General features: G+C 71.7%; 14 protein-coding genes. 4 read left to right on the top strand and 10 right to left on the bottom strand.

Annotation, left to right across the window (positions count from 1 at the left end; translation table 11 throughout):
* Positions 1-43: 43 nt before the first annotated feature.
* The 6 genes from BKD26_RS27500 to BKD26_RS27475 all read right to left on the bottom strand — a co-directional run bounded on the left by BKD26_RS27500 (position 44) and on the right by BKD26_RS27475 (position 6,803).
* Positions 44-1,285 carry an acyltransferase domain-containing protein gene (locus BKD26_RS27500; protein ID WP_084903476.1) on the bottom strand — a complete coding sequence of 414 codons (1,242 nt, stop codon included), beginning with the start codon at positions 1,283-1,285 and terminating at the stop codon, positions 44-46.
* Between the two features lie 45 nt (positions 1,286-1,330).
* Positions 1,331-3,052 carry an acyl-CoA dehydrogenase gene (locus BKD26_RS27495; protein ID WP_084903475.1) on the bottom strand — a complete coding sequence of 574 codons (1,722 nt, stop codon included), beginning with the start codon at positions 3,050-3,052 and terminating at the stop codon, positions 1,331-1,333.
* Positions 3,052-4,788 carry a fatty acyl-AMP ligase gene (locus tag BKD26_RS27490; RefSeq protein ID WP_084903472.1) on the bottom strand — a complete coding sequence of 579 codons (1,737 nt, stop codon included), beginning with the start codon at positions 4,786-4,788 and terminating at the stop codon, positions 3,052-3,054. Before BKD26_RS27490 ends, BKD26_RS27495 begins: the two co-directional genes overlap by 1 nt.
* A gap of 106 nt (positions 4,789-4,894) precedes the next feature.
* Entirely contained in the window at positions 4,895-5,095 is a 201-nt protein-coding gene (locus tag BKD26_RS27485) for an acyl-CoA carboxylase epsilon subunit (protein WP_084903470.1), read from the bottom strand.
* 111 nt (positions 5,096-5,206) lie between these two features.
* Positions 5,207-5,836 carry a hypothetical protein gene (locus BKD26_RS27480; protein WP_084903467.1) on the bottom strand — a complete coding sequence of 210 codons (630 nt, stop codon included), beginning with the start codon at positions 5,834-5,836 and terminating at the stop codon, positions 5,207-5,209.
* Entirely contained in the window at positions 5,823-6,803 is a 981-nt protein-coding gene (locus BKD26_RS27475; RefSeq protein WP_277622421.1) for an aromatase/cyclase, read from the bottom strand. Before BKD26_RS27475 ends, BKD26_RS27480 begins: the two co-directional genes overlap by 14 nt.
* A 182-nt stretch (positions 6,804-6,985) precedes the next feature.
* On the opposite strand from BKD26_RS27475, the gene BKD26_RS27470 reads away from it, so the two are divergent.
* The 3 genes from BKD26_RS27470 (at position 6,986) to rfbB (ending at position 9,969) form a co-directional block, all read left to right on the top strand.
* Positions 6,986-7,645 (top strand): NAD(P)H-dependent oxidoreductase, encoded by a 660-nt coding sequence (locus tag BKD26_RS27470; protein ID WP_084903465.1) that lies wholly within the window; start codon positions 6,986-6,988, stop codon positions 7,643-7,645.
* Positions 7,646-7,888: 243 nt separating this feature from the next.
* Complete coding sequence (locus tag BKD26_RS27465) at positions 7,889-8,965, top strand: glucose-1-phosphate thymidylyltransferase (RefSeq protein WP_084903463.1); 1,077 nt, start codon at positions 7,889-7,891, stop codon at positions 8,963-8,965.
* Complete coding sequence (rfbB, locus tag BKD26_RS27460; RefSeq protein ID WP_084903460.1) at positions 8,962-9,969, top strand: dTDP-glucose 4,6-dehydratase; 1,008 nt, start codon at positions 8,962-8,964, stop codon at positions 9,967-9,969. The genes BKD26_RS27465 and rfbB overlap by 4 nt, the downstream gene beginning before the upstream one ends.
* Before the next feature lie 87 nt (positions 9,970-10,056).
* On the opposite strand, the gene BKD26_RS27455 is transcribed toward rfbB, so the two are convergent.
* Positions 10,057-11,178, bottom strand: coding sequence for a winged helix DNA-binding domain-containing protein (locus tag BKD26_RS27455; protein WP_084903457.1), 1,122 nt, complete (start codon positions 11,176-11,178; stop codon positions 10,057-10,059).
* A gap of 131 nt (positions 11,179-11,309) precedes the next feature.
* Between BKD26_RS27455 and BKD26_RS27450 the strand changes: the two genes are divergently transcribed.
* Positions 11,310-11,705 (top strand): hypothetical protein, encoded by a 396-nt coding sequence (locus BKD26_RS27450; protein WP_084903454.1) that lies wholly within the window; start codon positions 11,310-11,312, stop codon positions 11,703-11,705.
* 63 nt (positions 11,706-11,768) lie between these two features.
* On the opposite strand, the gene BKD26_RS27445 is transcribed toward BKD26_RS27450, so the two are convergent.
* The 3 genes from BKD26_RS27445 to rfbH are packed head-to-tail and all read right to left on the bottom strand — an operon-like array spanning position 11,769 to position 14,939.
* On the bottom strand, positions 11,769-12,932 hold the full coding sequence (locus BKD26_RS27445) for a nucleotide disphospho-sugar-binding domain-containing protein (RefSeq protein WP_084903452.1): 1,164 nt from the start codon (positions 12,930-12,932) through the stop codon (positions 11,769-11,771).
* Entirely contained in the window at positions 12,929-13,603 is a 675-nt protein-coding gene (rfbC, locus tag BKD26_RS27440; RefSeq protein WP_084903449.1) for a dTDP-4-dehydrorhamnose 3,5-epimerase, read from the bottom strand. The genes BKD26_RS27445 and rfbC overlap by 4 nt, the downstream gene beginning before the upstream one ends.
* A 19-nt stretch (positions 13,604-13,622) precedes the next feature.
* Positions 13,623-14,939, bottom strand: coding sequence for a lipopolysaccharide biosynthesis protein RfbH (gene rfbH, locus BKD26_RS27435; protein ID WP_084903447.1), 1,317 nt, complete (start codon positions 14,937-14,939; stop codon positions 13,623-13,625).
* Positions 14,940-15,012 lie beyond the last annotated feature (73 nt).

Here is a 15,012-nt window from a genome sequence, read left to right as displayed (position 1 = left end):
GACCCGCAGCGGTGTCCCGACCGCCGCGGCGTGGCCCGTCATCTCACGCCCCCGCGAACGACGAGGCGAACGGGCTGGCACCCAGCTCGACCAGCATGTCCGCGAAGTGCAGCGCCCCGGTCTGCGGACCGCGGCAGGCGCTGAGGCAGACCGGTCCCGCGGTGCCTCCCATCCGCCGGACGAACGGGGTGAGGATGGTGCGCGGGCCGATCTCCACCACATGGGTCGGGGTCTGCTGGTCGAGCAGCAGCCGGGCCGTCTCGGCGAACCGCACCGGCGCGGTGATGTGCTCGGCCCAGTACGGACCGTAGAGCGGTTCGGTGGTGAACCGGCCGCGCACCGTGGAGTAGAACGGGACGCGCGCGGCCGTGCCGGGCAGCCGCCTGGCCACCGCCTCGAACCGGGGCACCATCGGCTCCATCTGCGGGGAGTGGAAGGCGTGGCTCACGGCCAGCCGGCGGCAGGCGATCCCCCGGGCCTCGAGGGCGGCCCGGATGCGTTCCAGTCCGGCGTCGTCACCGGACAGCACGGTCGCGCGGGCGGCGTTGACCGCGCCGATGCCGACGCCCGGCTCGTTCCGCATCAGCCGCGCGGCCTCCTCCGGGGTGGCGCAGGTGGCCATCATCCCGCCGCCCGAGGGCAGGTACTGCATGAACGCGCCGCGCAGCGCCACCAGCTTCGCGGCATCGTCCAGGGTGAGGGCGCCGGCGACGGTGGCCGCGGCGAACTCGCCGATGCCGTGGCCCAGTACGGCCACCGGGAGGACCCCGGCGTCCTCCAGGCAGCGGCCCATGGCGTACTCCACGGCGAACACGGCGGGCTGGGTGAAGGCCGTCCGGTGGATGCGCAGGTCCCCGCCGAGCATCATGTCCACCACCGACAGGCCGGTGTAGGGCAGCAGCGCCTCGCACGCCTCGTTCAGATGGGTCCGGTACGCCGTGTGCTCCCGGTAGAGCCCCGCGGCCATGAAGGGGTGCTGGGCGCCCTGGCCGGCGAAGACGAACGCGGCCCGGACCTGGTTGAGGCTGCCGGGGTGGGTGTCACGCGAGGCCAGGCAGCGGGCCAGGGCCGACACGGTCGGGTACTCCCAGAGGTCGGTGGGGTCGAGCAGCGGCCCGAACTCCTCCTCGATGTCCCCGTACAGGTTGAGCGCGGCGACGGAGTCCAGCCCTTGCGAGGTCAGGGGTACGTCCTCGTCCACGGGCCCGCCCCGGTAGCGCTCCAGGCGCTCCCTCAGCCACGCGGCGTAGGCCTGCTCGGACGGGTCCGGATGCTGTTCGGACATGGTCTGTGTCCCTTTCCTCGGTTCGGGCGGGTACCGCCCGGGTCGTCAGGCCAGTGCCGAGCCGTACAGGTCGTAGCTGCGCCGCCCGGACAGCCGGGCCAGTGCCTCGGCGAGGACCCGCCGCTCGCTCTCCTCCGGCCGGTCGGGCAGCGGCAGGCCCAGGCGCCCGCAGGTGCGGTACAGGGTGGCCGTCGGCCAGGCCGGGTCGGCCAGGAAGGTGCCGTCCCGCTGCTCCTGCCAGACGCCGAGGCAGGCCGCGGCGGCCAGCACCAGCGTGTAGCGGTCGGCGAGGCTGAAACTGCGCGGGCTCGCCAGGGCGGCCCGGTCGCCGGGGGTGATCCGGATGAACAGCGTGCGCAGCTCGTCGAGTTCGGTGGTGAGCCGGCGGACCAGGAACCGCAGGGCGCCCAGGCAGTCCTGGTGCCGGGCGGACACGGCCATGGTCTCCAGCCGGTCGGTGCAGGCCACCAGGGTCGCCGCGAGCGGATCACCGTCGCCGAGCAGCGCGGGCGCGGCGAGGTCGAGCGGCGGCAGGCCGCCGTCCGGCCGGAACAGCGCGGGCGGCGGCTCGGGGTCGGCGAACCAGGCGTGCCGGGCGAAGAAGGGCAGCTGCGGAAGGATGCTGACCTGGCGCCCGGCGCTGCCGGCGTGCCCGAGGGAGGTCACGGGCAGGTCCCGCAGCTGCTTCTGGAACATGCCGTACGTGCCGTCCTCGGCGAAGCTCTCACCGCCGAGGACCGCCGACATCTCGTCCATCGCCTCGGTGACGATCTTCGGGGCGATATAGGCCGCGGCGGCCGCGTACGCGCTCATCTGGCGGGGCAGCAGGTGCAGTGCGCGGGTGGCCACCAGCGCCAGGCAGTCGCTGAGGAGCAGATCGAGGAAGGCTCCGGTCAGGACGGAGCGGACGTGCCTGACGTCCAGCGAGGACCGGCCGTCGGGGCGGCGGCGCACCGCGAAGCGCATCACGGTCCGCAGGGCGGTGTCCGCGCCGGCGAGCACGATGGACGGGATCAGTCCGCGGACCACCAGCGAGGAACGCAGGCTCAGTTCGTAGCCGTCGCCCGGCCGGCCGATCAGCGCCTCGGCGGGCACCGGGCAGTCGGTGACCTTCAGACCGCCGAACTCCGCGCTGCGCATGCCGCTGGTGCTGTGCCGTCCCGTGCCGGTGATCCGGTCGGCGGGCAGCCGGCCGCGGTCGAGCAGGAGCACCGAGTGGCTGCGGCCGGCCGCGTCGTCCTTGTCGGTGAGGGCGAAGACCACCAGACCGGCGGCCCGGGAGGCGTTGGCGATGACGGACTTGCTGCCGTTGAGGACGTATCCCCCGTCGCCGGTCGGTACGGCCCGGAACTCGTCGCGGTGGAAGTCGTTGCCGTGGCCCATCTCGTGCCGGACCACGGCCAGGCGCCTGCCCTCCAGCAGCAGCCGGGCGGCCAGTTCACGCTGCGCGTGGTCGCCGGCGGTCCACACCGGCGTGGCGGCGAAGAAGCAGTTGAGGCCGTAGCCGAAGCCGAGGGAGGCGTCGCGCCGGAAGACCGGGCGCAGCACCCGCCCCAGTACGTCGAGCCGGTCGAGCCGGCCGCCGTGCTCCACGGGGACGAACTCGGCGTTGAAGCCGTGGTCGTCCAGCACCTTCTCCGCCTCGGGGAGCACCGTACGCAGGCTGTCGGCGTGCAGCAGGGCGTCCTGCCCCAGCGGGTTCCCGGGGTCCTCCAGCGGTCCGAAGGCGCGTTCCAGGGCGTCGATGCGCCGCTCGGCGCCGCCCATCACCGGTTCTCCGGCAGCAGCCGCGCCACGTCGTGGCCGATCCGCTGGTGCAGGGGCTGGATCTCCCCCCGCAGGAACAACTCCCGCATGGCGCCTCTCTCCACCTTGCCGCTGGTCGTCTTGCGCACCGTCCCCGGGCGCACCAGCAGCACTCCGCCCGTCTGCACCTCGAACTCCTCGGCCAGCCGGCTCTCCACCTCGGCGGCGAGTCCGTCGAGATCGATGTCGTACCGGCTGCGGGCCCGCAACTCCTGTACCACCACGATGTGTTCGCGCTCACCGGGTACGCCGAAGGCGGTGGCCGAGCCGAACAGGGAGCTGACCCGCTGGACCGTGCGCTCCAGATCTTGCGGGTAAAGGTTCCTGCCCGCCACCAGGATCACGTCCTTCATGCGGCCGGTGACGTAAAGCAGCCCCTCTTCGACCACTCCGAGATCCCCGGTGCGCAGGAAGCCTTTCCGGCCGTCGGCGGTCTGCGCGCCGAAGGTCACGGAGCTCTCCGCGGGGCGGCCCCAGTAGCCGCGTACGACGCTGTCGCCGCGGACCCAGATCTCCCCTATGCGGCCGTCGGGCAGGACCTCCAGGGTCGTGGGGTCGACGATCCGCAGATCGCAGGAGGCGGCTCGGCCGCAGGCGGCCACCGTCCGCTCGGGGCCGCCGCGGCGCGGCGGCCGCAGCCGGTGCGTCTCCAGCGCGGCGGCGTCCACCGTCCGCCGCGCGGCGGGGACCTCCGGCTTCGCGGCGGCGACGAGCAGGGTGGCCTCGGCCAGGCCGTAGCAGGGGGTCAGGGCCTCCGGGCGCAGGCCGGCCGGTGCGAAGCGTTCGGCGAACGCCTGGACGGTCTCCGGCCGGATCGGCTCCCCGCCGTTGACGGCGGTCTGCCAGCAGGACAGGTCCAGGTCCGCGAGCTGCTCGTCGGTGACCCCCCGCACGCAGAGGTCGTACGCGAAGTCGGGGGCGCCGCTGAGGGTCAGACCGTACCGGGAGATGGTCTCCAGCCAGCGCACGGGCTTCTTCAGGAACGACAGCGGCGAGAGCAGGACGGCGGTGCCGCCCAGCCAGAGCGGATACAGCAACTGGCCGATCAGGCCCATGTCGTGGTGGAAGGGGAGCCAGCCGCCGAGGCGGGCTCCCGGCGGGGTACGGAAGGTCCGGCCGATCGCGTCGAGATTGGCCAGGAGGTTGCGGTGGGTCACCACCGCGCCGCGCGGATCGCGGGTGGATCCGGAGGTGTACTGGAGGAACGCGATGTCGTCCGGACCCTGGTCCGGCTCGGTCAGTTCCGCGTGGTCGGTGGCCACGTCGGCGAGCAGGCAGGTGACATGGCCGTACCCGGTGCGGGCCAGCACCTGGGACACCTCGGCGGCCTCACGCGCGGAGGTGAGCACGCAGGAGGCCGTGGAGTCCTTCACGATGCCGGCGACCCTCTCGTCGTGGTGGCCCCGGCCGCCGGGGGGCGCCGCGGGTACGGCGACGACTCCCGCGTACAGGCAGGCCAGGAAGCTGGTGGCGAAGAGCCTGCGGGAGGAGTCCAGGACGACCACGCGGTCTCCCGGGGCGGTCGCCGTCTGCAGCCGGGCGGCGAGCGAGCGGGCGGCACGGTCCAGTTCCGCGTAAGCGATCTGCTCGGGCAGCAGCTGTCCGTTGTGCTCGGTCAGGAGCACCAGCGCCTCCCGGCCCGGCGCTTCGGCCGCTCGGGCCTGGACGCGTTCGGTGAACGTCCGGTAACCGGTCACGCCTCCCCCTTGGATGTCGTGCGGCGGGTCACCCGGTGGGGGCCGGCCGCGGATGGCTGGACGGTAGGAACACCTGCTCGAAGGCGGCTCGACCGCCCCCGGACCGTCACCGCCCCGACCAGTCCACGGCAGGCCGGCGTGCGCGGCCGCGCACACTCCAGTCGGCGTACGCGGCCGGAGCGCCGGCCTCCTGCTGCTCGGTTGCGCCGGCCCGGTTCAGCAGGGCGAGCAGCACCGTGGTGAGGGCGGCGAGTTCCTCCGCGTCGGGCTGTCCGCGCACCACCCTGAAAGCTGTCTGTTCGTCCATGCAGGCAGCGTGCGCCGGGTCGCTCGAGGGGGGCTCGGGCTGGGAACGCACGGAAGCCGGGGACGTCTCGTCCCCGGCTTCCCTCCCGCTGGACCGCGGCCGATCAGCGGATCAGCCGATCACCCGCTCGTACGCCACGTGACGGGTGCGCTCGGTGGTGACCTCGGCGACCTCGGCGAGCGCGCGGAGCGCCGCCTGGTACTCGGCGTCGGCCAGCGCCCGGTCGCAGTCCTCGGTGTCCCGCCACCACTGGATGCCGGTGTAGGTCATCGGGCGCAGGGTGGAGCGCATCAGGTCGCTGCCGCCGAAGCCGCCGAGTTCCGTGCAGCGCTCCCCCACCTCGTCGAAGCGCTTCTCGAACGCCCGCCGGTCGCTGGTGACCCGCGCCCAGGTCAGTACGACGTTCTCGGCGCCGACCACGGCGTTCTCGCGCAGCACCCGCTGGACGCTGAGCGCCTGGTCGGCCTCGGTCTCCACCGTCGCGCCGAGCCGCTGGACGTGGTCGAGGAAGGTGTCGTCGTGCACGGTGCCGAGGAATCCGCGCAGACTCCGCCAGTGGCCCATGTGGACGTACTCCTGGGGCCGGTCGACCAGGCGGACGGTCACCAGGAAGTGGAAGTCCTCCCGGCGCCGGATGAACTGGGAGTGGTCGCGGAACTCCCGCTCGAAGGTGCCGGTGTCGCCTTTGACGGTGAACCGGTTGATGACGGTGATCGGTCCGCCCAGGTCACGATGCGGCATGCCGTTCCTCCGCGAACTGCTTGGCGTGGCGCAGGGTCGTCGAGCTGTTGGTTCCCAAGGTCTTGCGCACCAGTGCGCGGGCCTCGGCGAGCGTGGCCTGCGGACCGAGGGCGCTGCGCACACCCTCGGGGTCCAGGGTGACAGTGTGCCAGGAGGTGGCCAACACCGTGCCGTCTCCTTGCGGTTCGATGTCCCAGCGACCGGTGTGGCCGCTCATGGCGACCGGTACCCGCAACTGCTTGTAGACGATGGATCCGCGCTCCGGGAACGTGACCCGGATGGAGGTGGTGTTGTGCGCGGAGCCGTCCGGGCTGCGGGTGTCCATGTCCATGTGCTGGATGCCGGGTTCGTCCTCGGTCAGCGCGAGGCGGGCGACGTGCGGCAGCCGTTCGGGCCACAGGTCCGCGCGGTCGAGGAAGTCGTAGACGTCCTGGGCGGAGCCGTTGACGGTGAGCGAGTCACGGAAGGTGAAGTGGAGTTCGTCGCGGTCCGCGCCGAGCTCGGCCGCGTTCCTCAAGGCGGCGAGTTCGGCACGGCTGTTGTGGTCCACGGCCTGCTCGATCTGCTGGACGGCTTCCGGGTCGTCGTTCACGGCCCGGTAGTCGTGCAGCAGCACCACCCGGGTGGTGCCCCCCTCGACGGGGTCGACCCGCCACTCGCCGCCCATCGAGGCCACCGGGTCGGCGGAGACGACCTGGCGGAACCGTATGGTGCGGGCCTGGGGGTCCAGGGTGCGGCGGGAGGTCCAGGTGCGTACCTGGCCGTTGGCGGTGGCCCAGATCCGGATCAGCTCCTCACCGCCGGTGCGGGGGTCGGCCGGTTCGACGACCTCGGCGTGCACCGTCGGGCCGAACACTTGGGGCCATGCGGAGACATCGGCGACCAGCCCGTAGACGGTCTCCGGTGCCGCTCCGACGGTGATGACGTGCTCGGTGACATGGGTCGCGGACGCAGCGCTCGGCACCACAGCGGACCCCCTCCCTCCGCTCCCGGCCGCAGCCACGGCTCTGGACGACGTTTCCGACTGCCGAGTGTGGTGGACCCGCCTCGCGTACCGCTCGAGGCAGGATCCGTCGCGGTCCGAGGGCGCCGGCGCACCGTGTCCGGGACAGGCCCGCACGGGGCCGCCGACGTACCGGGAGATCGCCCATGTCCCATCTGCTGCACATCGACTCCTCCGCCCTGTCCCAGGGTTCGGTCTCCAAGGAACTGGCCGAGACCTTCCGCCGGGTGTGGGCCGAGAACAACCCCCAGGGCACCGTCACCCACCGTGACCTCGGCACCGTGCCGGTGCCGCACCTGACGGAGGCCGGGGTCACCGCCGGGTTCACCCCGCACGTCGCGATGAACCGGGAGCAGCAGGCGGCGACGCTGCTGCGCGACGTACTGATCGAGGAGCTGCTGGCCGCCGACGCCGTGCTGGTGAGCACCCCGATGTACAACTGGTCCATCCCCTCCACCCTCAAGGCGTGGATCGACCAGGTCCTGGTCAACGACCGCACCATCACCTTCGACGGCAGCCCCGGCCCGCTGGCCGGCCGTCCCGCGACCGTGGTGGCCAGCTACGGGGGCGGCTACTCGCCCGGCGCGCCCATGGAGCGGGCCAACCACTGCGGGCCGTACCTGGAGACCGTGTTCTCCACCGGCCTCGGCATGCAGACCGAGGTGATCAGCGCGCAGCTGTCGCTGGCCCCGCGGGTCCCGGCGATGGCCGATCTGGTGCCCCTCGCCGAGCAGTCCAGGGCCGCGGCGCACCAGGCGGTCGCCGAGCGCGCCCGCACCCTCGCCACCGCGCTGGTCTCCGCCTGACCCCGCGCTCCCCGGGCGCGTTCCCCGGCCGGCTCCCCGGCGCGTTCCCCGGCCGGCTCGACCGGCTCCCGACCGGCCCCTTCCGCAGGCAGCGCGGCGGAAGGGGCCGAGTCGTTCCCGGGGCCCGTCGGGCGTCCTCGCCCGGCGGCTTGAGCGAGCCTCCAGCGGACGGCCCCACGGTCTGGCTGTCCGGCAGCAGGCCGTGCGTGCCATCAACGCATCGCGTCAAGAGGAGATGCCCTCATGAAAGCCCTGGTGTTGTCGGGAGGTGCGGGTACCCGCCTGCGTCCCTTCAGTTACTCCATGCCCAAACAGCTCATTCCGGTCGCCGGCAAGCCCGTACTGGTCCACGCGGTGGAGAATCTGCACGCCCTGGGCATCACGGAGATCGGGATCGTCGTCGGGGGCCATGCCGCGGAGATCGCGGCGGCCCTGGGCGACGGGAGCCGGCTCGGCGTGCGCATCTCCTACATCCGGCAGGACGTGCCGCACGGTCTCGCCGACTGCGTACGCCTGGCCCGTGACTTCCTCGCCGACGACGACTTCGTGATGTACCTCGGTGACAATGTGCTGCCCGGTGGTCTCGCGGAACTCGCCGAGGGCTTCCTCGCCCGGCGCCCGGCGGCCCATGTCGCGGTCAAGAAGGTCGGCGACCCGAGCTCGTTCGGGGTGGTGCAGGTCGACGGGGAGGGACGTGCGGTACGGCTGTGGGAGAAGCCCGCGCATCCGGTCGGCGACCTCGCGATCATGGGTGTGTACTTCTTCACCCCGGCCGTGCACGAGGCGGTCGCGGCGATCCGGCCGAGCGCCCGCGGTGAGCTGGAGATCACCGACGCCATCCAGGTGCTGGTCTCCACGGGCCACGAGGTGCGGGTGCACGAGCACCACGGGCAGTGGTGGGACACCGGGAAGCTGGAGGACCTGCTGGAGTGCAACCGGGCCCTGCTCGACATCCTTCCGCCGCCGGTGGCGGGCGCGGTGGCGGGCGCGGTGGACGACCACAGCGAGCTGGTCGGCCCGGTGGTCCTGGGACCCGGAGTGCGGATCGTCCGGTCCCGGATCGTGGGACCGGCGGTCATCGGCGGCGGCAGCGAGGTGGTCGACAGCGCGCTCGGTCCGTACACGGTGATCGGCGAGGAGTGCCGGCTGTCCGGAGCCGGGGTGGAGGACTCCATCGTGCTGGACCGGGCGCGCATCCGGCAGGTCCGCGGTATCCGGCAGTCCGTGATCGGCCGGGCCGCCCTCGTCATTTCCTCCCCCCGTGGCGGGCACCGGCTCGCGGTGGGGGACCACACCACGGTGGAGGTTGCAGCGGCATGAAGATTCTGGTGACGGGTGCGGCCGGGTTCATCGGCTCGCACTATGTGCGCACGATGCTCGACGGCGGCTATCCGGGGTACGAGCACACGTCGGTGACCGTGCTGGACCTGCTGACGTACGCGGGGAACCGGGACAACCTGCCGGGCCACGATCCGCGGCTGACGTTCGTGCAGGGCGACATCTGCGACCTGCCCCTGTTGCTGGACCTGCTGCCGGGTCATGACGCGGTGGTCCACTTCGCCGCCGAATCGCACGTGGACCGCTCCCTGGACAGCGCGGCCGAGTTCATGCGGACCAATGTGACCGGCACCCAGACCCTGCTGGAGGCCTGCCGGCTCAGCGGGGTCTCCCGCGTCGTGCACGTCTCGACCGACGAGGTCTACGGCTCGATCGAGACCGGGGCGTGGGACGAGGACTGCCCGCTGCTGCCCAACTCCCCGTACTCGGCGTCCAAGGCGGCCGGCGATCTGGTGGCGCGCTCCTACTGGCGTTCGTACGGGCTCGACCTGTCGATCACCCGCTGCTCCAACAACTACGGCCCCTACCAGCACGTCGAGAAGCTGATCCCGCACTTCACCACGCGGCTGCTGCGCGGCGAGACCGTGCCGCTGTACGGAGACGGCGGCAACGTCCGCGAGTGGCTGCACGTCGACGATCACTGCCGGGCCGTCCACCTGGTCCTCACCGGGGGCCGGGCCGGTGAGATCTACAACGTCGGCGGCGGCAACGACTACACCAACCGCCAGATCACCGACCTGCTGCTGGAGTTGTGCGGGGCCTCCCCCGATCTGGTGCGCAGGGCACCGGACCGCAAGGCGCACGATCTGCGCTACGCCATCGACGACACCAAGATCCGTGAGGAGCTGGGCTACGCGCCCCGGGTGCCGTTCGAGCGCGGACTGGCCGAGACCGTGGAGTGGTACCGGCTCCGTACGGACCGGTGGGCGGCCGCCGGCGAACTCACCGTGCCGGGCCTGGCGCTGGCGGGATCCGGGGTGGCATGACCCGCCTGGCGGGCGGGAGCCGGGAGGCACACGCGGTGGGGGCCGGAGGGATCCGGCCCCCACCGCGCTGTGCGGTGCCGGCCGCGCTCAGCCGGCCTGCTCGAACCTGATGTCGCGGCTCTGCGAGTCCGGCGCGGTGAAGGCGAGCAACCGCTCGCCCTCCTCGGTGAGCGAGGCCCTCTGCTGTGCGGTCAGCCGGGCGAAAGGGGTGATGGCGAGGGTGGCGGCGGAGCGCTTCTGGTCGATCTTCCAGGTGCCGGCGACGAAGCCGTCCACGAGGAACGTCGGCTTCATCCCGTTGCCCGTGTAGACGAGCTTGCGGTGTTCCTCGGCGATGACCCGGGAACGGTCCGCGTGCGAGAGCAGGAGATTGTCGTACTCCGGCAGGAACCGGACGGGGGCGGGTGTCCCGGCGTCGGGGCGCGGCGCGTCCGGCAGGTCGTACAGCTCCTCCCCGCCCTCTCCGCGCAGCACCACCAGCCGGTCCTCGATCTCCTTGACCACCGGGCGCAGCCGGGTGATGCCCGCCCAGGTCTGGACGTCCTTGACGGTCGCCGGGCCGAAGGCGGCGAGGTAACGCAGCACCAGGTCGGCCGGGGAGGGGCCGGGGTGCAGGTCGCGGCCGAGCCAGGTCTGGACGGTGGTGCAGGTGGTCTGCCCGCCGACGCCCCAGATGCCGCGCGGCGGCACCTGGACGAGCGCGGCGAGGTTGCGCAGTACGTAGGCGAGTGCGGCGGGCTCGCGGTCCGGCCAGCGGGCCCCGAGCTGCTCCCGCAGCTCACCGGTGGACAGCGGGCGCTGGGCCATCAGCGCGCTGCCGGCCTCCACCACCGCGTCGAGGTCCAGTCCGTCGAGGCGGTGCCGGCCGTAGAGGTTGTTCGGGTACAGGTCGCGGTCCAGGGCCGGCTGGACGAGCGGCCGCAGCCACAGGCAGTCCTCCGCGGTCACCAGGTGGACGGTGGAGCGCATCAGCGCGATACGGACGACCCGGCGGTCGGTCAGCAGCCCGGACAGCTCGTCCTGGCCGAACCGGGTCATCCGGGTCCATAGTCCGGTGTAGGGCGCGTACGGTGCCTGCGCCTGCATGCCGACCAGGTGGGCGATGGTGTCGTGGGCGGACACCGGCGACCGGCGCAGCAGCATCTGGCGGTCGAGCAGCGCCCGGTTGAGCGCTCGCGTGGTGAGGGTCTTCGAAGACGGTACGGGCATGGCCTCTCCCCTGAGGTGGACCGGGCCAACGTATCCACCGGGCCTACAACGCGGCTCGACTCGGGCGGGTCACTGTTCGAGGGCCTGTTGCGCACCATCCATCCGGTCGAGAGCAAGGAGTCTCCTCCCTCATGAGCACCCACACCATAGAGACGGCCCCCGGCACCGGCACCCTGGTCGGCACCTGGACGGTCAGCTCCGTCATCAACGGCGAACCCGCCCCGTTCAGCAGCACGCTGACCTTCAACGCCGACCACACCCTGGACGTCGGCGGGCCGAAGGGGCCGGACGGCACCCCTTCCTTCACCGGTCAGGGCCACTGGATCAACCGGCCGGACGGCACCTTCACGTACTACCTGACGCACCCGATCCCGGACGGCCGGGGCGGGACGATGGGCGAGATCCACAGCATCCAGGAGGTGACCGTCGACGGGGACGGCCACTCGTCCACGGGCAGCGCGGTCTTCCACAAGACGGACGGTTCCATCATGCCGCCGACCCCGGTGACCCTCATCGGCGCCCGGTGACCTGTCCCGCCCGCAGGAAGCCGAAAGGCCCCCATCACCTCGATGGGGGCCTTTCCGCGGGCCTCAGCGGCCGGCGAGGGCTTCCAGTACCGGCACGGTCTCGGCGGGCGAGGGCAGGCTCGCGACCTCGGCGGCGAGCTCGGTGGCCCGCTCCTTGTACGAGGGGACCTCCAGCAGCGCCCGGCAGGCGTCCAGCACATCCTTCGGCTCGACGTCCTGGTCGGTGATCTGCCGGGCGGATCCGTAGTCCTCCAGCAGCTGGGCGTTGACGGTGTGTTCGGCGTTGCGTGACAGCAGCAGCTGCGGCAGGCCGTTGATCACTCCGGACATGGTGCTGCCGGAGCCGACGTGGTGGACGATCAGGTCGCAGGAGGGCACCACCGAGGTCAGCGAGATCCAGCCGGCCGCCACCACGCTCTCGGAGAGCGTGCCGAGCTGCTCGACCACCGGGTCGGCCGCCGCGATCACGAGGTCCACGCCCGCCTCGGGCAGGACGCGGACCAGTTCCCTGAACAGCGGGACACCGCTGCCGAAGTTCCTCTTGACGCCGACGGACTCCGGCTCGACCGTGCCGAGGGTGAGCAGCAGCCGGGGCCGCCGGCCCTTCTCGAAGGACCAGGAGGGAACGGTGCCGGCCGGGTCGTAGGGGACGTAGCGCAGCGGCCGGCCGGGGTCGCGGTCCTTGTGGCCCACCGACGGGGGGCAGTTGTCGAGGAACATGTCGGGCTCCGGCAGACCGTCCAGCCCGTTCTCCTCCAGCTCGGGGTGGAACTCGTCCGCGCCGTACTTCTCGACGTCGGGGCGGAAGTGCATGCCCACGCCGTGCTGGGCCCACGGTATGCCGCGCAGCCGGGCGGCGACGCCCGCCGAGTAGGCGCGCGGCTCGGAGATGATCAGGTCGGGCCGGAACCGGTCGACCGCTTGGAGCATGCCGGGCAGGGTGCGCGCCGCGAGCCGGCCGAAGCCACGGCCGATCTGCTCCAGCTGCCCGTCGTCGGTGGTGGCGTTGGGGAACTCCTTGCCCGACCGGTCGTGTCGCATGACCTCCTTCATGTGCATGGGGCCATAGGTCGGGACGAACGGCAGGCCGGATGTCCTGGCCATGGCGGCCAGCGGCTCGGGGCCGGCGACCAGTACCTGGTGTCCTGCCGAACGCAGTGCCCAGGCGATCGGGACCACAGGGTTGTAGAGCCCGTAGGCCGGGCCCGTGCTCACGAGAATCCTCATGACGGCACCCTAGGAACGGCGGCTGGGGCGGGAGTGGAGCTGCGCTCGTCACCCGCCGCGCGGCGTGCCGCTGCCCGGCGTGCCTCGGCGTACAGCCGGAGGCACTGGCCGTAGTCGGGCAGGATGCCCGCGTCGATCGCCTCGGCCAGCGAGGGTGCCGTGGCGTCCTTGTCGGAGATCACCGGAGGCTCGGTCAGGGGCCAGGGGATGGCCAGTTGGCGGTCGAAGGGATTGATGTCGAACTGGGTGCCCGGGACGTACTCGGTGGAGCAGAGGTAGTTCATCCAGGCGTCGTCGGTGAGCGTGAGGAATCCGTGGGCGAGCCCCTCCGCGATGTAGAGGGAGGTGCCCGACCGCTCGTCGAGGACGGTGGTCTCGTAGGCGCCGAAGGTGGGTGAGCCGAGCCGCAGATCGACCACCACGTCCAGGACGGCGCCTCTGACGCAGGTGACGTACTTGGCCTGACTCGGCGGATGGACCACGCCGTGGATGCCCCGAAGCGTGTTGCGTTTGGACACCGAGTAGTTGACCTGCCGCGGCACGAACACATGGCCCGTCGCCTCGGCCAGCCGCCCTTCCTTGAACGATTCGAAGAAGAGGCCCCGGCTGTCGTCCCGGAGGTGTGGCTGGACCCGGAAGAGATCCCGTACCGCCGTCGCCTGGATGTCCATGTCGTCGCCCCGCCGGCCGTCAGACGTGGGCCGAGACGAACTCACGGATGGAGTCCACGGCGTAGTCCAGCATCTGTGCGGTCAGCTTGGGATAGACGCCGATCCAGAAGGTGTGCTCGGTGATGATGTCGGCGTTCCTCAGCTCGCCCACGACACGGTGGGGCTGGTCGAGGTAGGCGGGCTGGCGCATCAGGTTGCCCGCGAACAGCCTCCGGGTACCGATCTTGCGGTCCTCCAGGAAGTCCACCAGGTCCTTGCGGCTGTACGGGGCGTCGGGCTCCACGGTGATCAGGAAACCGAACCAGCTGGGGTCGCTGTTCGGGGTGGCCTCGGGCAGCAGCAGGCCGGGTACGCCTTCCAGGCCGTCGCGCAGCCGGCGCCAGTTGGCCCGGCGGGCGGTGCAGAAGTCGTCGAGCTTGTTCAGCTGGCTCATGCCCAGGGCGGCTTGGATGTCCGTCGCCTTCAGGTTGTAACCGACGTGCGAGAAGATGTACTTGTGGTCGTAGCCCTTGGGAAGGGTTCCCATCTCGTAGTCGAACCGTTTGAGGCACTTGTTGTTCTCGCCGGGTTCGCACCAGCAGTCCCGGCCCCAGTCGCGCATCGACTCGACGATCCGGGCGAGCGCGAGGTTGTTGGTCAGTACGCAGCCGCCCTCGCCCATCGTCAGGTGGTGGGCGGGGTAGAAGCTGACCGTCGTCAGGTCGCCGAAGGTGCCGGTGAGCTTCCCGCCGTACGTCGATCCGACCGCGTCGCAGTTGTCCTCGATCAGGAACAGGTCGTGCTTGTCGGCGAGTGCGGCGACTTCGGCGACGGGGAAGGGGTTGCCGAGGGTGTGGGCGATGCAGATGGCCCGGGTGCGCGGCCCGATGGCCGCCTCGATCGCCTCGGCGGTGGCGTTGTAGGTGCCCAGTTCCACGTCCACGTAGACCGGCACCAGGCCGTTCTGGAGGATCGGGCTGACGGTGGTGGGCCAGCCGACGGCGGCGGTGATCACCTCGTCGCCGGGGACGAGCCGCCGGTCCTCCAGATGGGGTGAGGTGAGCGCCGAGACGGCCAGGAGGTTGGCGGAGGAGCCCGAGTTGACGAGATGCGCCTTGCGCAGCTTCAGCTTCCTGGCGAAGGCGGACTCGAACTTTCGTGAGCTCCAGCCGGCGGCGATCCGCATGTCCAGGGCGGCCTCCACCAGAGCGGTGCGGTCGTCCTCGTCCAGGACCGCACCGGACGGCCAGATCTCCGTGGTCCCGGGTTCGAACTCCTTCCCGGCGTTTTCCGCTTCCACCGCCTGGTGGTATTTGCGCACCTGCTCCAGCAGCAGCGCCTTGGCTTCAGCAGTCATGTTGGTCTCCCCTGGGTCGGCGGGACCCGTGCCCCGCTCACTGGTCGGTCGGCCGTGCTGTCGGTTCGCCCGC

It is taken from the genome of Streptomyces sp. CB03238 (assembly GCF_002099185.1).
Classification (GTDB): Bacteria; Actinomycetota; Actinomycetes; order Streptomycetales; family Streptomycetaceae; genus Streptomyces.
This window is presented reverse-complemented; position numbering and strand designations above follow the sequence as displayed.